This is a genomic window from Aeromonas sp. Y318-1, from assembly GCF_027706125.1.
Taxonomy (GTDB): domain Bacteria; phylum Pseudomonadota; class Gammaproteobacteria; order Enterobacterales; family Aeromonadaceae; genus Aeromonas; species Aeromonas hydrophila.
This window is the reverse complement of record NZ_JAPDCM010000002.1, coordinates 40,136-59,168: the sequence shown is the minus strand read 5'-3', so window position 1 is coordinate 59,168 and position 19,033 is coordinate 40,136. Positions and strand designations below refer to the sequence as shown.

General features: G+C 64.0%; 17 protein-coding genes and 1 tRNA gene. 12 read left to right on the top strand and 6 right to left on the bottom strand.

The features are described from left to right. Positions 1-49: 49 nt before the first annotated feature. The 4 genes from OKB87_RS02880 to OKB87_RS02865 form a co-directional block, all read right to left on the bottom strand. Positions 50-1,309 (bottom strand): dicarboxylate/amino acid:cation symporter, encoded by a 1,260-nt coding sequence (locus OKB87_RS02880; RefSeq protein WP_026080087.1) that lies wholly within the window; start codon positions 1,307-1,309, stop codon positions 50-52. 205 nt (positions 1,310-1,514) lie between these two features. Continuing rightward, positions 1,515-1,991, bottom strand: coding sequence for a CC0125/CC1285 family lipoprotein (locus tag OKB87_RS02875; RefSeq protein ID WP_016351078.1), 477 nt, complete (start codon positions 1,989-1,991; stop codon positions 1,515-1,517). A 133-nt stretch (positions 1,992-2,124) separates the two neighbouring features. Beyond that, positions 2,125-2,201: transfer RNA gene (locus tag OKB87_RS02870), tRNA-Pro, on the bottom strand. A 232-nt stretch (positions 2,202-2,433) separates the two neighbouring features. After that, entirely contained in the window at positions 2,434-3,777 is a 1,344-nt protein-coding gene (locus tag OKB87_RS02865; protein ID WP_005302169.1) for a dihydroorotase, read from the bottom strand. Positions 3,778-3,856: 79 nt separating this feature from the next. Between OKB87_RS02865 and OKB87_RS02860 the strand changes: the two genes are divergently transcribed. Further along, complete coding sequence (locus OKB87_RS02860) at positions 3,857-4,741, top strand: 6-carboxytetrahydropterin synthase (protein ID WP_270826405.1); 885 nt, start codon at positions 3,857-3,859, stop codon at positions 4,739-4,741. A gap of 75 nt (positions 4,742-4,816) precedes the next feature. Here OKB87_RS02860 and OKB87_RS02855 read toward each other — a convergent pair whose 3' ends face one another. Continuing rightward, positions 4,817-6,817 carry a methyl-accepting chemotaxis protein gene (locus tag OKB87_RS02855; protein ID WP_270826404.1) on the bottom strand — a complete coding sequence of 667 codons (2,001 nt, stop codon included), beginning with the start codon at positions 6,815-6,817 and terminating at the stop codon, positions 4,817-4,819. Between the two features lie 262 nt (positions 6,818-7,079). Between OKB87_RS02855 and hinT the strand changes: the two genes are divergently transcribed. The 9 genes from hinT (at position 7,080) to secF (ending at position 15,213) form a co-directional block, all read left to right on the top strand. Continuing rightward, complete coding sequence (hinT, locus tag OKB87_RS02850) at positions 7,080-7,430, top strand: purine nucleoside phosphoramidase (RefSeq protein WP_010633658.1); 351 nt, start codon at positions 7,080-7,082, stop codon at positions 7,428-7,430. Then, positions 7,430-8,851, top strand: coding sequence for a COG3014 family protein (locus OKB87_RS02845; protein WP_270826403.1), 1,422 nt, complete (start codon positions 7,430-7,432; stop codon positions 8,849-8,851). The genes hinT and OKB87_RS02845 overlap by 1 nt, the downstream gene beginning before the upstream one ends. Positions 8,852-8,919: 68 nt before the next feature. Continuing rightward, entirely contained in the window at positions 8,920-9,318 is a 399-nt protein-coding gene (locus OKB87_RS02840; RefSeq protein ID WP_270826402.1) for a YcfL family protein, read from the top strand. Next, positions 9,318-9,914, top strand: a complete 597-nt coding sequence (lpoB, locus tag OKB87_RS02835) for a penicillin-binding protein activator LpoB (RefSeq protein WP_005302153.1) — start codon at positions 9,318-9,320, stop codon at positions 9,912-9,914. The genes OKB87_RS02840 and lpoB overlap by 1 nt, the downstream gene beginning before the upstream one ends. Next, complete coding sequence (locus OKB87_RS02830; RefSeq protein WP_270826401.1) at positions 9,904-10,758, top strand: choline kinase family protein; 855 nt, start codon at positions 9,904-9,906, stop codon at positions 10,756-10,758. Before lpoB ends, OKB87_RS02830 begins: the two co-directional genes overlap by 11 nt. A gap of 61 nt (positions 10,759-10,819) precedes the next feature. Beyond that, the gene (locus tag OKB87_RS02825; protein WP_270826400.1) at positions 10,820-11,677 is read left to right on the top strand and encodes a DUF6279 family lipoprotein; all 858 of its coding nucleotides are present in this window, start codon (positions 10,820-10,822) and stop codon (positions 11,675-11,677) included. 52 nt (positions 11,678-11,729) lie between these two features. Further along, positions 11,730-12,236 carry a hypothetical protein gene (locus OKB87_RS02820; protein WP_270826398.1) on the top strand — a complete coding sequence of 169 codons (507 nt, stop codon included), beginning with the start codon at positions 11,730-11,732 and terminating at the stop codon, positions 12,234-12,236. A 147-nt stretch (positions 12,237-12,383) separates the two neighbouring features. After that, positions 12,384-14,186 (top strand): protein translocase subunit SecD, encoded by a 1,803-nt coding sequence (gene secD / locus OKB87_RS02815; protein WP_024944905.1) that lies wholly within the window; start codon positions 12,384-12,386, stop codon positions 14,184-14,186. 112 nt (positions 14,187-14,298) lie between these two features. Beyond that, on the top strand, positions 14,299-15,213 hold the full coding sequence (gene secF, locus OKB87_RS02810) for a protein translocase subunit SecF (protein ID WP_024944906.1): 915 nt from the start codon (positions 14,299-14,301) through the stop codon (positions 15,211-15,213). 64 nt (positions 15,214-15,277) lie between these two features. Here secF and OKB87_RS02805 read toward each other — a convergent pair whose 3' ends face one another. After that, positions 15,278-15,880 carry a DUF924 family protein gene (locus OKB87_RS02805; RefSeq protein WP_085734856.1) on the bottom strand — a complete coding sequence of 201 codons (603 nt, stop codon included), beginning with the start codon at positions 15,878-15,880 and terminating at the stop codon, positions 15,278-15,280. A gap of 258 nt (positions 15,881-16,138) precedes the next feature. On the opposite strand from OKB87_RS02805, the gene OKB87_RS02800 reads away from it, so the two are divergent. Both OKB87_RS02800 and OKB87_RS02795 read left to right on the top strand, forming a co-directional pair. Further along, entirely contained in the window at positions 16,139-17,056 is a 918-nt protein-coding gene (locus tag OKB87_RS02800) for a DUF808 domain-containing protein (protein WP_242798598.1), read from the top strand. Positions 17,057-17,236: 180 nt separating this feature from the next. Beyond that, positions 17,237-19,015: a M3 family oligoendopeptidase gene (locus OKB87_RS02795; RefSeq protein WP_270826397.1), complete on the top strand. Its 1,779-nt coding sequence runs from the start codon at positions 17,237-17,239 to the stop codon at positions 19,013-19,015. Positions 19,016-19,033: the final 18 nt, after the last annotated feature.

Sequence of the window (19,033 nt, the reverse complement as noted above, 5' to 3'; positions counted from 1 at the left end):
AAAAAACGGCCCGCATCTGCGGGCCGTTTTGATGGAGGTGATGCGGGGATCACGCCTTGGCGGTGTCCACGTCACCCAGGGGTTCGGTTTCACCCAGACTGTCTTCGCTCTTGGCGACCACGCTGGCGGCGATGGCGTTGCCCAGCACGTTGGTGGCGGAGCGACCCATGTCGAGGAAGTGGTCGATGCCAAGCAGCAGCAGGATGCCTGCTTCCGGGATGTGGAACTGGTTGAGGGTGGCGGCAATCACCACCAGGGAGGCGCGCGGTACGCCGGCCATCCCCTTGGAGGTGACCATCAGCAGCAGCAGCATGGTGATCTGCTGGGCCATGGAGAGCTCGATGCCGTAGGCCTGGGCGATGAACATCACCGCGAAGGTGCAGTACATCATGGAGCCATCCAGGTTGAAGGAGTAGCCCATCGGCAGCACGAAGCTGGCGATACGTTTGTCACAACCGAACTTCTCCAGACGATCCAGGGTCTTGGGGTAGGCAGCTTCGGAGCTGGCGGTGGAGAAGGCCAGCAGGATCGGCTCGCGGATCATCGCCAGCAGGGTCACGATGCGGCGGCGGATAAACAGGCTGCCCATGGCGATCAGCAGCAGCCAGAGGCAACCCAGAGCCAGGTAGAACTGCGCCATGAAGGTGCCGTAGGTGGCGAGGATACCGAGCCCTTCCTTGGCGACCATGGCGGCAATGGCGCCAAACACCGCGAACGGGGCGAAGTTCATCACGTAGCCGGTCACTTTGAGCATGATCTCGGCGGCGCTGGCCATCAGCATGACCACCGGTTTGGCGGCATCACCCAGTGCGGCGGCAGCCAGCCCGAAGAACAGGGAGAACACCACGATCTGCAGGATCTCGTTGGTGGCCATCGCCTCGATCACGCTTTTGGGAATGGCGTGGGTGACGAAATCCTTGAGGGAGATGGCGCTGGCAACCACGCCGGAGCTGGCGGTGTCGTCAGGCAGGGAGAGGGAGAGCCCCACGCCCGGTTGCATCAGGGTGACCATCACCAGACCCAGGGTCAGCGACAGCAGGGAGGCCAGCATGAACCAGCCCAGGGTCTTGGCGCCGATACGGCCCACGGTGCGGGTATCGCCCATCTTGGCGATGCCAACCACCAGAGTGGTGAACACCAGGGGGGCGATGATCATCTTGATCAGACGCAGGAAGATATCGGTCAACAGTGTGATGTCGCTGGCAAAGCCGGCGGCCTGGTCAGGGGCAAACATGCGATAGCCCTGGCCAGTCAGGATACCAACCAGCATCGCGATGAGGATGGCAACCGTCAATTTGTTCATTTTCATGGGGTGGGTCCCAGTTTTGATAAGTGCAGAGCGTTTCAAGCGGCAAGGGTGCCACTTCAGTCCGTTTTTGTGATCCGAGCCGTAGATTCCTGACAGCCGGTGTGCTGGCAGCATGCCTAATCCGGGGGGGTAAATCCAGCGCCTTGTGGCAGAATTTTATCTTGTCATTAGTTGTATGTGATATAGATCTTGCAATTTAGCTATATTAATCGCTGTTTATTTTAATGTTTGCAAGATAATCGGCTTTCATGGTTTGGTCGTTTTTCGCGCTTCGAGTGAGGGTGAAGATGAGCAACGCCGAGATGCGGTGCTCCACGGTGCGCTGATCCAGAAAGGGATCTGGCTCGTCGTCATCGAACCCGAACAGGGGGCGACTCGGCGTCACCCTGACCGCGTCCCGTTGCAGGGTCAATTCATTGACCTCAAGCCACTGATAACCTTCGGCCTGTGCCACTTCACCGGCCCGTTTCAGCACATATTTGCGGGCGGTTTCCCGGCTCACCAGATCGTTGCCGACAAATTCCAGCTGCCACTTGTCAGGCGCGAGCCGGGTCTGGGAGAAACCGGTCTGGCCGTTCCAGAACGATGGCTGGCTCTGATAAGGGGTGGCGCAGCCGAGCAGCAGGAGAGCGCAGAGGCCGAGCCACAGCAGACGCTGGCAAAAGGGGCGGGGAGAGGGCATCTCGAACACCGGTTGGCAACACAGGGCATCACTACAGCACAAACCGATCGGCGGCACAATGCAGGCCCCGTGGTGGCGCGCCGCGCCAAAAAGAAAAGGCCTTGTCATCTGACAAGGCCTTTCTCGGGGAATTTGGTCGGTGTGAGAGGATTCGAACCTCCGACCCTCTACACCCCATGCAGATGCGCTACCTGGCTGCGCTACACACCGACGGAGTCAGCTCGGCTGACGGGGGCTGAGTTTATGGAGATGGGCCCTGCCTGTCAACAGCGGAAATTCCACTCCGGGATCGTTCGCCTGCTTTGCGAGCAATCTGCGCTTAAAGTGCCGCCAATCGCCGAAAAACCGCGCATGACAGGGCCGTGAGCGACTGCAAAAAAACAGGCCGCCCGGGTGGGCGGCCTGTGATGGCGCTGTGCTGACGGCGCACATAGAAGAGGGGTCAGCGGGTGAAGGTGAGCCGCTTGCCCAGCACCTCGTTGGTGACCTGACCGTTTTGCCAGGCGATCTGGCCGTTGACCAGGGTCATCTCCACCGTGCTGTGGAAACGGTAGCCGTTGAAGGGCGACCAGCCGCACAGATAGAGCAGGTTGCTGTCGTTGACCACGTAGGGCTTGCCCAGATCCAGCAGCACCAGGTCGGCGAAGTAACCCTCGCGGATGTAGCCGCGATCCTGCACCTGGAAGCGCTCGGCCACCGCGTGGGAGGTTTTTTTGACGATGGTCTCCAGCGAGAATACCCCGTTGTGGTAGAGCTCCAGCAGGGCCAGCAGGGAGTGCTGCACCAGCGGCACGCCGGACGGCGCCTTGAAGTAGCTGTTCTGCTTCTCTTCCCAGGTGTGGGGGGCGTGGTCGGTGGCGATGATGTCGAGCACGTCATTGCGCACCGCATCCAGCAGGGCGTGCTGGTCGGCGGCGCTCTTCACCGCAGGGTTGCACTTGATCTGGCTGCCCAGGGTGTCGTAGTCCGCCTCGTTGAAGAACAGATGGTGAACGCACACCTCGGCGGTGATGTTCTTGTCCTTGAGATCCTTCAGATCCGGGGTGGCGGTGAAGAGCGACAGCTCCTTGGCGGTGGTCAGGTGCAGCACGTGCAGCTTGGCGCCGTACTGCTTGGCCAGGGAGACCGCCAGGCTGGAGGACTTGTAGCAGGCGTCGGCGCTGCGGATGCGGCCGTGCTCGCGCATCGGCACATCTTCGCCCCACTTGGCGCGGGCTTCGTCTTCCAGCACCTTGATGGTGGGGGTGTCCTCGCAGTGGGTGACGATCATCACCGGGCTCTCGCGGAAGATGGCGGCCAGGGTCTCCTGATTGTCCACCAGCATGTTGCCGGTGGAGGCACCCATGAAGATCTTGATGCCGCAGGACTGTTTCGGATCGAGCTTCTTGATCTCTTCCAGGTTGTCGTTGGTGGCGCCGAGGTAGAAGCTGTAGTTGGCGGCGGAGGAGTTGGCGGCTATCTGGTATTTGGCTTCGAGGGCATCGAGGGTGGTGGTCTGGGGATTGACGTTGGGCATTTCCATGAAGCTGGTGGTGCCACCGGCCACGGCGGCCCGGGATTCACTGGCGATGGTCCCCTTGTGGGTCAGCCCTGGCTCCCGGAAGTGGACCTGATCATCGATCATTCCGGGGATGAGGTGGCGGCCCGCGGCATCGATCACCACTGCATCGGGGGCGCTGATATCCGGGGCGATGCGGGCGATCCGTTCCCCCTCGATCAGCACGTCGGAGGCATAGATGCGGCCTTCGTTGACCAGGGTGGCATTCTTGATAAGCAATTTGTTCATGGGGGGTTCCAGTTCCTTTGCCGATAATCGCGGGTCATAATAGCGCAAACCGCCCTTTCTCTGTAGCAAGGCCTGACTGATGAAGTTATTTGTAAAAGATTTGACCGTGATCGACTCCAGCTACCTGTGCGAACGCCGCGGCATGGTGGGGGAGAGCTGGCTGGTGGACATCGAAATGAGCGGCGAGCTCAACGAGATGAGCATGTTGCTGGACTTCGGCCGGGTCAAGAAACTGATCAAGTCGATCATCGATGACGAGGTGGATCACAAGCTGCTGGTGCCGACCGAATGCCCCCTGGTACAGGTGGCCCAGCTGGATGGTGACGAGAGCACCGTCGATCTGCTGCGGCCGGGTCGCTCCATTCACCTGCGCTGCCCGAGCCAGGGCTTTGCCTTCATTCCGGCCCCCCAGGTGGACAAGGAGTCCGTCACCCGCTATCTGCTGTCGGTGCTGGCCAAACGGCTGCCGGGCAACATCAAGGATCTGTCGCTGACCCTGCGCCAGGAGGCCATCGACGGCGCCTTCTACCACTACAGCCACGGCCTCAAGAAGCACGACGGCAACTGCCAGCGCATCGCCCACGGCCACCGCTCTCCCATCGAGATCCACGTGGACGGCGAGCGCGACCAGGAGCTTGAGCTCAACTGGGCCGAGCGCTGGGCCGACATCTATCTGGGGACCGACGAGGATCGGGTGGTCCTCGGCGATCTCGCGTTGAGCGAGCAGGCCAAGGCCATCCTGCAAGAGGCTGGCGAGCACTACGTCGGCTTCAAGTATGTGGCGCCGCAAGGGCTGTTCCAGCTGGCCATGCCGGCGGCGGAGGTGGAGATGATCGACACCGACACCACCATCGAGCTGCTGGCCCACTACATCGCCCGCGAGGTGAAGAAGAGCGTGGGCGACAAGTTCATCAAGATTGTCGCCTATGAAGGGGTGGGCAAGGGCGCCATCGCCTACGCCTGATCCCGCGCCGCTTGCCAGTAAAAAACAAGGCCCCGCATCTGCGGGGCCTTGTCGTTGCCGGGGCTGGCGTGGGTGTCAGGCGCTGAGCCGGAAGCGCTTGACCAGGCTCTCCTGCTGCTCGGCCAGCGAGTCGAGCTGCTGGCTGGTCTCGGCCACCCGCTCTATGCCCTGATAGTTGAGATCCGAGATGTCGGAGATGCGGTTGAGGTTGGTGGCGATGTCGGCACTGGTGGCCTGCTGCTGCTCGGCGGCGGAGGCGATCTGGCTCGACATGTCGCTGATGAGCACCACTATGCCCTGTACCTCCTCCATGGCGTTGTTGGCGTGGGAGCTCTGATCCATGCAACTGTCCATCTCGCGCGAGCACTCCTGCATCACGGTCACCGCCTTGGCGACCCCCTGCTGCAGGTTCTCGATCATGGTCTGGATTTCGCTGGTGGACTGGGCGGTGCGTCCGGCCAGGCTGCGCACCTCGTCGGCCACCACTGCAAAGCCGCGCCCCTGCTCGCCGGCCCGGGCCGCTTCGATGGCCGCATTGAGGGCCAGCAGGTTGGTCTGCTCGGCGATGCCGCGAATGACGTCGAGGATGTTGCCGATCTGGCCGCTCATGGCACTCACGTCGCCAATCACCTTGCCGGTCTGCTGCAGCTTGCCCGCCAGCTGGTGGGTGGTGGTGATGTTGCCGGCCATCACCTTGCGGCCGGTCTCGGAGGCTTTCTCCACGTCCATCACCCGCTCCAGGGTCTGGTTGGCGGCCTGGGCCACCTCGCGCACCGAGGCCTCCATCTGGGTCATGGCGGCGGCGACCGAGGCGGTCTCCTGACGCTGTTTCTCCAGATCCGCCCGCACCGATTCGGTGGTGTGGCGGTTGTCGTGGGCGGCGTTGTTGAGCTGGGCCGACGCCTGGGAGAGCTGGCTCAACACCTCGCCCATCTGCTCGATCAACAGGTTGACCTGGCTGCCGAGCCGGCCGAATTCGTTGTTGCTGCGAAAACCGATGCGCTGGGTCATGTCGCCCTGGGTCACCTCGGTCAGCACCCGCAGCAGCTCCTTGAGCGGACGGCGAATGGCCTTGCCGAGGGTATAGGCCACCAGGATGGCGATGGTGATGGCGATGACCAGTGCCACCCCCTGGGTGAGGGTGCTCTGGGTCTGCACCTTGCCGGAGGCGCGGATGCTGTTGTTCATCAGCCGCTGGCTCTGGGCGGTGATCTGTTCGAGCTTGCTCTGGATGTTGACGATGAGCTTGCTGGCCTGCTTGCTCTGCTCGCGCATCCGCTCCTGCTGCTGCATCAGCGCCAGGTACTGGGCCAGCACGCCGTCGCTGGCGGTGGTGTCGCGCACGAAGCCGTGCACGTAGTGGCCCATGTTGTTGTCAAAGTCCTTGAGCTCCCCCTGCAGATCCTTGATGGTGCTGTTGAAGCCCTCGATCTGCATCTTGTTGCGCTTGAGCGCCGCCTCGATGGGGGCGGGGATGCTCTGGTTGAGGGCATCCATGGTGGAGAGTTCAATGGCGGAGAGCTTGGTGGTCAGGGTCTCGGAGAGCATCTTGATGAAGCTGTCGTCGATGGTGATCATCATGTCCCCCAGGTTCTTCTTGAACTGGGGCAGGCTGACCTGGAACTGACCCTTGGCCTGGTTCACCTTGTAGAGCCGGGTGAGCAGGGCCTGGTGTTCGGTGGGCAGGGTGTCGGTCAGCTGCAGGTAGTCCTTGACCAGCTGGTTGAGCGCGCCGAGCTCCCCCTGCAGCTCCGGGTGTTCTGCCGCCTGTCGGGCGAGGGTGGCGAGAGTCTGGTCGACCAGTGCCTTGGCCTGCTGCAGCTCGGCCACTTCGGCCGGGATCTGCTTGAGATCCTGCTCGGTCAGCACGTCGGTGAGCCACTTGTTGGCACTGAGCAGACTGATCTGGGTCTGGCTGCTGGCGATCACCAGCGGCATGGTCTGCCGGGTGACCTGATCCAGCGCCTGATTGAGCTCGCTCTGGCTGCGGAAGGTGAGTACCGAGGTGGCCGCCATCACGGCCACCAGGATGGCAAAGCCAAGATAGACCCTCTGCAAGATGGAGAGGTCTGACATTGTTTGTTTCATTATTGTCCCGCTGTATATGCAAAAGTCCCTTGCCTGAATACCCCGTCCATTTGATACCCTGCTACCACTGTGGGCGAGCAACGTCGGCAGACGTCTTCCGGCTATCGGTATTTTTAACAATAACTGAAGAGAATGGGACAACGGCTGTGTCAAATGTCGGCTTGTGTCACACTTGCCGGGCCTTGATGACGGGCGTTGGAACCGCTTGAGACAGGCATTGAATTTTCTTTTTCATATAAAGGAGTTATCCATGGCGCAAGAAACCATTTTCAGCAAAATCATCCGCAAAGAGATCCCCGCCGACATCCTTTATCAAGACGACCTGGTGACCGCCTTTCGCGACATCCAGCCCAAGGCCAAGACCCATATCCTGATCATCCCCAACGTGCTGATCCCCACCGTCAACGACGTGGAGCCGGATCACGAGCTGGCGCTGGGCCGGATGTTCACCGTCGCCCGCAAGCTGGCCAGCGAGGCAGGCATTGCCGAGGATGGCTACCGCCTCATCATGAACTGCAATCGCCACGGCGGGCAGGAGGTCTACCACATCCACCTGCATCTGGTCGGCGGCCAGCCGCTGGGACCCCTGCTCAGCCTGTGATGCCGCGCCTTCCTCTGGCCGGCCTGCTGCTGGCCGGTTCCCTGCTGGGGGGCTGTGCCTCCCACTGGCAAGACATGTTCGTCTCCTATTCCGATCAGATGGTGCCGCTGCGCAACCAGCTGTTGCTGGGTCATGCCGCCGAGGCGCTGTCCGAGGTGCGCGACTCCACGCCGGGGGACGATACCTATGTGCTGGACCGACTCGAGCAGGGGCGCATCGCCTGGCTGGCGAGTCAGGATGCCGCCAGCAAGCAGGCCTTTGCCGCCGCCGACAGCCGGCTGGCGTGGGAAGACAATCAGGCCGAGTACCGGGTCAGCCAGGGGCTGGCCCAGGCGGGCAGCCTGCTCACCAATGACCAGACCATGGTTTACCGTGCGCCCGATTATGAGCGCACCATGCTGCACCACTATCTGGCTCTCAACTACCTGCAGCGCGGGGATGCCGAGGGCGCCCTGGTGGAGGTGCGCCGCGCCAACCAGGTGCAGGAGCAGGCCCTCAAACGGCGGGCCGACGAGGTGCGCAAGGCAAAGCAAAAGAGCGAAGAGGCCGAGGCCGAAGGGGAGATGCGCCAGCTGATGTCGCGCGGCGCCCCCGAGCTCGACCGGCTGATCGGGCGGGTCAAGAACGGTTTCCAGAACGCCTACACCTTCTATTTCTCCGGCGTGCTCTATGAGGCGGCCGGCGATCTCAACGATGCCTGGGTCGATTATCAGCGCGGTTACCAGATAGCGCCGGACAACCGCAGTCTGCAGGATGCCTTGCTGCGCCTGGCTGTGCTGCGGGGCGCCGCAGACGAGATCCGCGAAACCGAGAAAAAGGTGGGTCGCAAAGCGCCACCACCAGCTAAAAATCAGGGCCAACTGGTGGTGCTGTTTGAAGATGGGCTGATCCCGGCACGGCGCGAGCTGTTCCTGCCGCTGCCCATCGCCACCTCCGGCGGCGATTTTCGCACCTTTACCGTCGCCATCCCCTATTACGATAATCGGGCCAGCGACACCGGGCCGCTCACGGTATCGGTGGGCAAGCGGGTCGAGCAGACCAGCGAGCTGGTCAGGCTGGAAGCGCTGGCAGCCAAGGATCTGCAGGAGCGGCTGCCCGGTATGCTGACCCGCCAGGCGCTGCGGCTGGTGGCCAAGGAGCAGGTGCGGCGCACCGCTGCCAAGGAGGGGGGTGATGTGGGCAATATTCTGGTGGGCATCTTCAATACCCTCTCGGAGCGGGCCGACACCCGCAGCTGGCTGACGCTGCCGGCGCAGGCAGCGAGCTGGCAGGGGATGCTGCCTGCGGGCGACGTGAACCTCACCCTGGGCGCGGGGGCAGCGCAGCGGCAATTGCCGCTCACCATCCACCAGGGACGCACCACCCTGGTGTGGGTGCAGCGGCTCGGCGCCGGGTTGACGACCCGGGTGATGCCGCTGTGACGGCGAACGATGGCAATACACATGAGTGACCGGTCGGGCCCCTCGGGGTCGCCGGCAAGGAGAGCAAGATGAAAGCACACGGGTTGGCTATGGGCCTGGTTCTGCTGCTGGCAGGCTGCGCCACCAATACCTCCGGCGTGGCGCTCTATGGGGCGGCGGGCGCCGCGCCAGTGGCGGAGCAGCATCAAAACGTCAATGTCACCCTGACCGAGCTCAGCCGGCGCGAACAGAACGGCCTGCTGCAGGTCAATGTGGCGGCGGCCAGCACCCAGCGCGGTGACAACAAGCTGCAATACCTGTTCTATTGGTATGATGAGGCGGGGCAGGAGGTGGCCAGCGATGGCCGCGGCTGGACGCCGCTCAAGCTGCACGGCTATCAGACCCGCACCCTGTCTGCCCTGGCGCCGAGCCCGGCCGCCCGGGGCTACCGGATTTACGTACGCGAAGTGATTGAGGAATCTTATTGATGAAAATGAATCATGCCCTGCTGATCCTGACCGGCGCCCTGCTGCTGGGCGGCTGCTCCAGCACCACCGTCAGCTATGGCGACCCGACCGAAACCGAGACGGTGACCGTCGATTACGGTTCCAGCGATCTGCAGGCCATCGCCGACAAGATGGCGGATTCCATGCTGGCGTCGCCGGCCACCAGCGAGATCACCGCCGGCGGCCGTCCGGTGATGTTCATGGACTCCATCCGCAACAAGACCTCCGAGCACATCGACACCGAGGCCATCACCGACACCATTCGTACCAAGCTGCTGCGCGCCGGCAAGTTCCGCTTCGTCGACATGAGCAAGGTGGCGGCGGTCAAGCAGCAGCTTGAATACCAGCAGAGCAGCGGCATGGTGGATCCTGCCTCCATGGTGCGCCTTGGCAAGCAGACCGGTGCCCGCTACATGGTCTATGGCAACCTCGCCAGCATCGTCAAGGACAACGGCAAGGTGAAGGATGTCTACTACCAGATGACCATGAACCTGATGGATCTGCAAAACGGCGAGCTGCTGTGGGCCGATCAGAAAGAGATCCGCAAGCAGGCCAAGAAGTCCACCTTTGGCTGGTAAGTCGAGCGAGGGCTCTCTGGAGGCCGCCGAGCGCGCCCTGCTGGCCCGCCTGCCGCCACCCTGGCGCTCGGGCCGGCTGGCGCCATTGGCCAGCGGCCTGACCAACTGCAACTATCGACTGCGCCTCCCCTCGGGGCGCAGTCACTTTTTGCGCCAGGGTCATCCCGATCCGGTGCGCCTTGGCATCGACCGGGCCACCGAATGGCAGCTCTATCAGGGGGCCGTGGGGCAGGGGCTGGCCTTGCCCTGCCATCACAGCGATCCTGCCTCTGGCCTGATGCTGCTGGACTGGTGCGACGAGCCGAACTGGCTGGCGGCGCCCCCCCCGGCCGAGGTGCAGCCAACGCTGCTGGCCGGGGTGCTGACGCGGCTGCACCGGTTGCCGGTGCCGACCGTGGTGATGGCGGTGCGGGCCCACAGCGCCGGCTATCGTGCCCGGCTGGCCCGGGTGCCGGCCTGGTTGCCGGCGCTGGAGCGGGGGCTGCTGGCCAGCCGCGAGCCCGCCGATTGCTGGCTCCCTTGCCATCATGATCTCAATCCGGCTAATTTGTTGGGGAGCCGGCCCTGGGTCATCGACTGGGAGTATGGCGCCGCCGGGCATCCCGGTTTCGAGGTGGCCAGCATCCAGCGCACCCACGGCTGGCAGGATGCCCAGCGCGAGGCACTGGAGCAGGCCTACTGCGAGCGGGCAGGGGGGCCGGTCGGCCCGCGCGGTTTTCAGAGCCGGGCCTTTTTGCCCTGGGTCGATTACATCGGGCTGCTGTGGGCGCTGCTGATGGCGGAGCAGCAGCCGGGGCCTGACTACCAGGCGCTGATCGATCTCAACCGGCAGCGGCTGGAGTAGGCATCAGGCATTATGAATCATCCGTTGCGTCAACCCTGTTTCATCAACATTGGAGCCTTGCATGGTGACCACCTTTTCCTGGCGCAAGCCCAGTCGCTGGAGTCTGCTGCTGCTCTGTCTGCTGCTGGCCGGCTGCTCCACCCGGGTCGTCTATTACTGGCTCGACGTGGCCATCGTCTGGCAGCTGGACGACTACTTCTCGCTGGATCGCAGCCAGAAGCGCTTGCTGGACAACGAAGTGAAAGGGCTGATGGCCTGGCACCGCCAGCGCGAGGTGCCCCGTTATGCCGACGATCTCGATGCGCTGGCCAAGGCGGTGGCGAGCCCCATGACCCCAGCCCAGGTCTCCCGCCATCTGGATGCGGCCCAGCAGAGCCTGACCCGTACCCTGGAGAACACGGTGCCACGGGCGGTGCGGCTGGCACGCACCCTGACCGAGGCGCAGGTGGCCATGTTCATGAAGGACCGGCTCACCCGCCAGGCGGAACGGGAAAAGGAGTTTGCCGACAAGCCCAGGGAGGAGATGCTCAAGGAGTTTCGCGACAAGATGAACGAGCGGCTGGTGTTCTGGATTGGCGAGGTGAAACCGGCCCAGGCCCCGCTGGTGGCCCAGTGGGCCCAGTGGCAGTACGAGCTGCAGGCCCCCTGGCTTGAGTTTCAGACCGCCTGGACCAAGGAGCTGGACCGGCTGATGAAGCAGCGCCAGAGCCAGGACTTCGGCGCCCAGCTCACCGCCCTGCTGCAACAGGGGGACGGCCTGATGGATGGCCGCTTCACCGGCTACACCGATCAGTCGCGCCAGCGCACCGTCAACTGGCTGAGCGATCTCAGCCAGTCGCTGGACATCTCCCAGCGGGCCCACCTCTACAGCCTGCTCAAGGGCTATGCCCGCGATTTCAGGCAGATGTCGGAGGGATAATGGCGCCAAGGGGGCCGGCCGGCCCCCATGCCCTTGTTCTGGTGTGGCCCCTGTGGTAGTTTGCCCTTTCTATTATGCGGGAATTAACTTTTTGAGCCTGACCGACAAAGTGAAACTGGCGCTGATGACTCTGCTCATCACCCTCGCTCTGTTGTTCTCTACCCTCTCGGTGGAGGGGTTCAAGCTGCCCGCAGCCCAGCAGTCGGCCCAGCAGGTACAGCTGATAGGGGAGAGTGTGGCGTCGACCGATGGCGCTCAGGTGATCCACAGTGCCAGCGACAGCAACGACGGGGTCGTCAAGTTCGTCAGCTCCCACCAGAATCACCTGCTGCGGCTCGAACACTCCCTGCGCAGCGATCATCAGCCCGGCAACGTGGTGTACCAGCTGATCATGAGCTGGTCCCAGCAGGCGATCCTGCTGCTGCTGTGCGGCCTGCTGTTCTATGCCGCCCTCTTCTATCGCAAACACAGTTTCCGCGATCGGTTTGCCACCATCCATCGGCACCGGTTGCAACGCCAGCACCTGCAATACCGTTTCTGTCAGAGTTACCTCGCCTGATCCCGATGGGGTCCGGTCCTTTCGCACCACCTCATCGCCTCCTGCTGTCTGCTCACCGCGTGTGAACGGGCCACTGTCTCATTCGTATTTTCTTGCGTGCCGCCTGCGTGGCGAGTGCGCAGCCTTCTCCTGACAGAGGCTGATTTCATGAGAAAAAAGAGTCGTATCACCTTGAACCGCATGAACATGTGGCAGTACGCCCTGCTGCTGCTCATGCTGTTCACCTTTGCGTTTTACTCCCTGCCCACCTTCTTCGGTGAGCAGCCCTCTCTCGGTCTGCACGGCCAGACCAGCCTGACCGAGGCGCAGCGTACCCTGCTGGCCGACAACCGCATCGAGCCACTCAAACAGGTGCAGCAGGGCGAGCGGGTCGAGCTGGTGTTTGCCAGCCAGGCCGAACAGCAGCGCGCCAAGCAGCTGCTGGAGCAGCAGGGCTATGACAGCTCGGCGCTGACCCTGGAGTTCTACTCCAACGCCCCGGGCTGGATCAGCCAGCTCGGCGCCGCCCCCATCAAGCTCGGGCTGGATCTGCGCGGCGGCTCCCAGCTGCTGATCGGGGTCGATCTGAGCTTTGTGGTCGACAACCAGACCAAGAACCTGGTGGATATGCTGCGCACCCAGTTTCGCGAGGCGCGCCTGCGCGGCGCCAACGTGGCCCGGGTGAGCGAAGGGGAGGTGAGGGTGATTTTGCCTGAGGTGGCCGATCAGGCACCCTGGCTCACCATCATCAAGGATTCCGCCGGCACCCGGCAGGATCAGTGGACCCTCAAGCGCAGCGGCAACGAGCTGCGGCTGGTGATGAGCGAGGCCGAGCGCACCCTACTGGCCAACAACGCGGTGACCCAGAACCTGTCGATCCTGAAAAAGCGGATCAATGAGCTCGGCATCGTCGAGGCCTCGGTCCAGCGCCAGGGTCAGGACGGCATCCGCATCGAGCTGCCCGGGGTGCACAATCCCAAGCAGGCGAAAGAGGTGATCGGGGCCACCGCCTCACTGGCCTTCTACGAGGCCCAGGCCGACAGCCGCTTCTTCATGGCGGATCGCAACGGCCAGGCGGTGGGGCTGGCCCGCAAGCCGGTGCTGACCGGCGAGCACATCGTTGATGCCCGCGCCAACATGGGCGAGATGGGGCAACCCCAGGTCAACATCGTGCTCGACAGCCTGGGCGGCAGCAAGATGAACCAGTTCAGCCGCCAGAACGTGGGCAAGCCGATGGCCACCGTCTTTACCGAGTACAAGACCAATGCCGAAGGCAAGCTGCGGGCCAGGAGCGAGGTGATCAACGTCGCCACCATCCAGACCGCCCTTGGCAACCAGTTCCGCATCACCGGGATCGGCAGCCTGCCGGAAGCCCAGGAGCTGGCCATGCTGCTGCGCGCCGGCGCCCTCACCGCGCCCCTCAAGATCCTGGAAGAACGCAGCATAGGCCCGACCCTGGGTCTGCAGAACATCGAGGCGGGCTTCACCGCACTGGCGTTCGGCATGGCCGGCATGATGCTGTTCATGATGGCCTGGTATCGCAAGTTCGGCTGGGTCGCCATCACCGCACTCATCGCCAACCTGTTGATGCAGGTTGGGATGCTGGCGGTGCTGCCGGGCGCCGTGCTGACCCTGCCGGGGATCGCCGGCCTGGTGCTCACCGTCGGCATGGCGGTGGATACCCATGTGCTGATCTTTGAGCGGATCAAGGACCGGCTGCGGGAAGGGGGCTCGTTGGCCAACGCCATCGACTTTGGTTACCGCTCGGCGTTTCGCACCATCTTCGATGCCAACATCACCACCCTGATCTGCGCCGTGGTGCTCTATGCCATCGGTTCCGGGCCGCTGCAGGGCTTCTCCATCACTCTGATCCTGGGCCTCATCTCCAGCATGGTGACCGGCATCTGGGGCACGCGCGCCATCATCAACCCCCTGTGGGGCAAGAGCAGCGCCAAGCTGCTGAGGGTGTGATCATGACTGACCACCACCTGTGTCATCGCGCCGCGCGTTCGAGCCTGCTCCGCGCCCGCGTCACGCGCTTCCCTGCGGGAAGCCAGAGCCATCTGCTGTCGAGGGAACAACAATGCTGAGAATGATCATTGCCATGGGGCTGACCCGCTGGCGTTACATCGGCCTGTGGGCCTCCGTGCTGCTGACCGTGGCGAGCATCGCGGTGCTCGCCATCAACGGCCTCTCCCTCGGCCTCGACTTCACCGGCGGCATCCTGCTGGAGTTTCGCATCCAGACCCTGAAGGAGGCCCATGAGCTCAACGCCCTGTTGACGGCCCCCCTGGCGGGCGTGGTCGAGCTGCACGGCGCCGGCGTGCCCGGCGAGTGGCTGATCAAGCTGCCGCCCCACGAGCTGCCCTGGGCGGCCGAGGAGCTGGCGGTGATGCTGGGTCAGCAGCTCAACCTGCCGGTGGAGCTGCTGCGCACCACCATCGTCGGCCCCCAGGTGGGCGCCGAGCTGTTCCAGCAGGGGATGCTGGCGGTGCTGGTGGCCTCGCTCGCCATCTCCGCCTACCTGGCGGTGCGCTTCGAGTGGCGCCAAGCCATCGGCATCCTGGTGTCGGTGCTGCACGATGGTTTGGTGGCGCTGGGGCTGCTGGCGCTGTTCAACATCGAGTTCGATCTCAACGTCATCGCCGGTCTGATGGCGGTGATCGGCTACTCCCTCAACGACAGCATCGTCATCTCCGACCGCTTGCGGGACTTGCTCAGCTCGCGCACCCAGATGGGGATCCACGACTGCTCCGACGTGGCCATCAAGGCCACCTTCAGCCGTACCATGATCACCTCGGGCACCACCTTGTTCACGGTGGGGGCTCTGCTGCTGTTCGGTGGCGACGCCCTCTACGGCTTCTCCTTCACCCTGTTCGCCGGCATCCTGGTGGGCACCATCTCCTCTATCACGGTGGCCTCTACCGTGCAGGAGCTGCTGGGCCTCTCGCCGCAGGCTTACCAGAAAAAAGAAGAGGAGCTGGCGGAGGCGGCATAACTCCGTCATTCCCATGCAAAACGGGCCTTCGGGCCCGTTTTTTTATGCGCAGCTGGGACTAGGCTCAAAAGCCCGAGCCCGGTTGCAGCAAGAAGGCGGCCTCCTCGGCCGTGTCCTGGCGGCCCAGGATGGCGTTGCGGTGGGGGAAGCGGCCAAAACGCTCGACGATCACCTGATGGCGGCGGGCAAAGTCGGCAAAGCCGGCGAAGGTCTCCCGCGCCGGACCGTCTGCCTGCTCGGCCGCCAGCCCCTCGAACAGGGCCACGCTTCTGGCCTGCTGCTCGCGGGATTCGGCGTGCTCCAGCGGCAGGTAGAAAAAGACCCGCCCCAGCGGCGGCAGCGCCAGATCCGCTCCCAGCGAGAGCCCCTTGAGGCAGAGATCCCGCGCCTTGGCATCCTGGGCAAAGGCGGCGGGGGTGCCGCGGTGGATGTTGCGCGGCAGCTGGTCCAGCAGCAGGATAAGGGCCAGTCGGCCCTCGGCCGCGTCGGTCCAGTGGGCGAGCTCGCCGGCGGCGGCTGCCGCAGCCAGCTCACCGAAGCGGCTGGCGAGCAGGGCGTCGGTGTCGCTGTTTTTGCCCCACCAGAGGGGCGCTTGGCGTTTGGCGCGGGTGACGTCGTCGGTCTCTTCGCCAAACCAGAATGTGATCAGCGGTTGCCAGGGTTGCATGGAATACTCCTTGGGCCTGCGGGCACCGGATAAATCAAGGCCAAATGACCCTGATGTGGTTGCTGCCGAACGGGCGGCTTCTCGTTACACTGTGCCATCTTTTCCCGCAATAGGGATCCCCCTTCGGCCGGCATCGGTTGGTCGGTCCTGTCGGATGACATGGCCAATGTACTCGATGGTGTGGCGCTGATGATGTGGCCAACAAGGGCGTGGTGTGCTGCGGGAGGCTCTCTTCTACTGACATAAGGATTCTCTGATATGGCCGGAACCAGTTTGTTGGCCCTGCTCGACGATATTGCCAGCGTGCTCGACGACGTGGCGCTGATGACCAAGATGGCGGCGAAGAAGACCGCCGGGGTGCTGGGGGACGATCTGGCCCTCAATGCCGAGCAGGTTTCCGGGGTGCGCGCCGAGCGGGAGCTGCCGGTGGTGTGGGCGGTGGCCAAGGGGTCGTTTCGCAACAAGCTTATTCTGGTGCCTGCCGCCATCGCCATCAGTGCGCTGGTGCCCTGGCTCATCACCCCGCTCCTGATGCTGGGGGGCGCCTACCTCTGCTTCGAGGGTGCCGAGAAGCTGGCCCACAAGTTTCTGCCCCATGAGGCGAGCGAGGGGGAGGCGCACACAGCACTCATTCCCGATGATCTGGTGGCGTTTGAACAGCAGAAGATAAAGGGGGCCATTCGCACCGACTTTATTCTGTCGGCCGAGATCATCGTCATCGCCCTTGGCACGGTACAGGGGGCGAGCCTGGCGCTGCAGCTGTCGGTGGTGGCGGGCATCGCCCTGCTGATGACGGTGGGGGTCTACGGCCTGGTGGGGCTCATCGTCAAGCTCGACGACATCGGCCTGCACCTGCTGCAAAAGCCCGATGGCAGTGCCTTGCGCCGGGCGGTGGGGCAGGGGCTGCTGGTGACGGCGCCACGGCTGATGCACCTGCTGGCGCTGGTCGGCACCATCGCCATGTTCATGGTGGGGGGCGGCATCCTGGTGCACGGCTGGCCTTTCGTGCACCACCTGATTGAAGGGGCTGCCGCCGCCGTGGCTACCCTGCCTTCGGTCGGCGCCGCCCTCGCGCTGGTGACGCCGACCCTGCTCAACGCCGTGGCCGGCGTGGTGGCCGGGCTGGTGCTGGTGCTGGCCATGACCCTGGTGAGCAAGCTCAAGCCCGCCAAATAGTGGCGGCGGGCTGACTCTCGTGGGGCAGATCACCGCGGTGGGATCATCCCGTCAGAGACTGTCTCGTCTGTTGCCTCGGATGGGGGCTAGGCAAGGGCCTGCCCCCTTCGTACTATCCGGCTGACACCCGCTCACAGAGGCGGGGTCAGCCCACATGGACGCAAACAGACAAGGAAGGTCATGAAACCACCCGTTTGGCTGGATGATCACATCTATGCCGCCCCCGACTGCCCGGCGATCGACGCCGATTTCCAGCGTGCCCGCGAGGTCCTTAACCGCCTGCCACCCCTGCTGGATGAACTCACCAAAACCAACGACATCAATGCCTTGCGCCATCTGCTTCGGGCCATCCGGGCCTGCTGGCGCGAGGTGCGCCGGCTGGAGTGGAACTGCCAGACCTACGGTTACAACCGGCTCAGCCGAGATGGGCGCGACGAAGCGGCCCGGGTGCTGCTCTCCCGTGGCCAGCAGTTGCAGGCAAGCCTGGCCCAGCTTTGCAAGCCGGTGACCCTGTTCTGGGTGCGTGCTCCTAAGGAGCAGGTACGCGCCCTGCTGCAGGATCCCGAGCTGTTCGAGCTCGCCTACGCCATTCGTCACGACCGACGCCAGCAGGATCAGTGGCTCTCGCTCGAGAGCGAGCAGCTGATCGCGGGGCTGAGCGTGGATGGCCTGCAGGGGTGGGGGGATCTCTACGACAACCTGGTAGGAAGGCTCAGGCCGGTGGTGGAGGGGCAGTCCATGGGGCTGGCCCAGGTAGACAACCTGCTGGCCCACCCGCAGCGGGCGCGGCGCGCCGCCGCCTGGCACGCTATCCAGGCTGCCTGGGGGGCGGAGCAGGAGACGGTGGCCGCCATCCTCAACGCCATCAACGGCTGGCGCAACGAGCTGGCTCGCCAGCGTGGCAGGGAACGCAGGTGGGATGCGCTCGACGTTTCCTGCCATCAGGGACACCTGGAGCGGGTGACCCTGGAGACCCTGATGATGGCGGCCGGCGAGCACAAGGAGCTGGGGCGACGTGCCCTGCGCGCCATGGCCTGTGCCCAGCAGATCAACGACTTCGCCCCCTGGGATCTCTATGCCCCGGCGCCGGCTGCGGCGAGCGGCCTGATCAGCTTCGAGCAGGCGCTGGCCCTGGTGGCCGATGCCTTCACCGGCTTTGACCCCGAGATGGGGGCCTTTGCCCGCATGATGGCGGCCAATGGCTGGATTGACGCCGCCCCGAGCGAACACAGGCGCAGCGGTGCCTACAGCACCGAGTATGCCGATCCGCCCGAGCCGCGGGTGTTTCTCACTTTCGAGGGGACCCTGGACAACGTCATCACGCTCGCTCATGAGTTGGGGCACGCCTGGCACAGCTGGCTGCTGCGGGAGTTGCCGCTGGAGCAGCGTGACTACCCCAAGACGCTGGCGGAGACTGCCTCCCTGTTTGCCGAGGCGCTGGTGCGCGATGCCCTGCTGGCGGCCACCGACAACATGGAGCAGCGCCGGGCCATCGCCTGGCTGGACGGGGAGCGCGCCGCCAGTCTGCTGCTCGACGTGCCGGCCCGCTTTACCTTCGAGCGGGCCCTGGTGGCGGCGCGGGAGGAGGGCTACGTGGGGGCCGGCCAGCTGCGGCAGATGATGAAATCGGCGCAGCAGCAGTGGTATGGTGACACCCTGAGTCAATATGACGAGCTGTTCTGGGCCAGCAAGGGCCACTTCTCCATCGCCGAGCTCGGGTTCTACAACTACCCCTACCTATTTGGCTACCTGTTCAGCCTGGGACTCTATGCCCAGCAGGCGCGGGCGGGGCGTGAGTTCGTTCACGCCTATCGCGAGCTGCTGCGCGACACCGGCCGCATGAGCGCAGAAGATCTGGTGGAGAAGCATTTGGGGGTCGACATCCGTGAGCCCGCCTTCTGGCAGGAGAGCCTCGATTATGTGGAAGAGGCGGTCGCCCGCCTTGAGCGGCTGGTGTAGGCAGTACGGCGGTTTTTA

Coding starts and splice junctions, on each gene's coding strand:
- OKB87_RS02880 (WP_026080087.1), bottom strand. CDS start 1,309: ATGAAAATGAACAAATTGACGGTTGCCATCCTCATCGCGATGCTGGTT.
- OKB87_RS02875 (WP_016351078.1), bottom strand. CDS start 1,991: ATGCCCTCTCCCCGCCCCTTTTGCCAGCGTCTGCTGTGGCTCGGCCTC.
- OKB87_RS02865 (WP_005302169.1), bottom strand. CDS start 3,777: ATGAACAAATTGCTTATCAAGAATGCCACCCTGGTCAACGAAGGCCGC.
- OKB87_RS02860 (WP_270826405.1), top strand. CDS start 3,857: ATGAAGTTATTTGTAAAAGATTTGACCGTGATCGACTCCAGCTACCTG.
- OKB87_RS02855 (WP_270826404.1), bottom strand. CDS start 6,817: ATGTCAGACCTCTCCATCTTGCAGAGGGTCTATCTTGGCTTTGCCATC.
- hinT (WP_010633658.1), top strand. CDS start 7,080: ATGGCGCAAGAAACCATTTTCAGCAAAATCATCCGCAAAGAGATCCCC.
- OKB87_RS02845 (WP_270826403.1), top strand. CDS start 7,430: ATGCCGCGCCTTCCTCTGGCCGGCCTGCTGCTGGCCGGTTCCCTGCTG.
- OKB87_RS02840 (WP_270826402.1), top strand. CDS start 8,920: ATGAAAGCACACGGGTTGGCTATGGGCCTGGTTCTGCTGCTGGCAGGC.
- lpoB (WP_005302153.1), top strand. CDS start 9,318: ATGAAAATGAATCATGCCCTGCTGATCCTGACCGGCGCCCTGCTGCTG.
- OKB87_RS02825 (WP_270826400.1), top strand. CDS start 10,820: ATGGTGACCACCTTTTCCTGGCGCAAGCCCAGTCGCTGGAGTCTGCTG.
- secD (WP_024944905.1), top strand. CDS start 12,384: ATGAGAAAAAAGAGTCGTATCACCTTGAACCGCATGAACATGTGGCAG.
- secF (WP_024944906.1), top strand. CDS start 14,299: ATGCTGAGAATGATCATTGCCATGGGGCTGACCCGCTGGCGTTACATC.
- OKB87_RS02805 (WP_085734856.1), bottom strand. CDS start 15,880: ATGCAACCCTGGCAACCGCTGATCACATTCTGGTTTGGCGAAGAGACC.
- OKB87_RS02800 (WP_242798598.1), top strand. CDS start 16,139: ATGGCCGGAACCAGTTTGTTGGCCCTGCTCGACGATATTGCCAGCGTG.
- OKB87_RS02795 (WP_270826397.1), top strand. CDS start 17,237: ATGAAACCACCCGTTTGGCTGGATGATCACATCTATGCCGCCCCCGAC.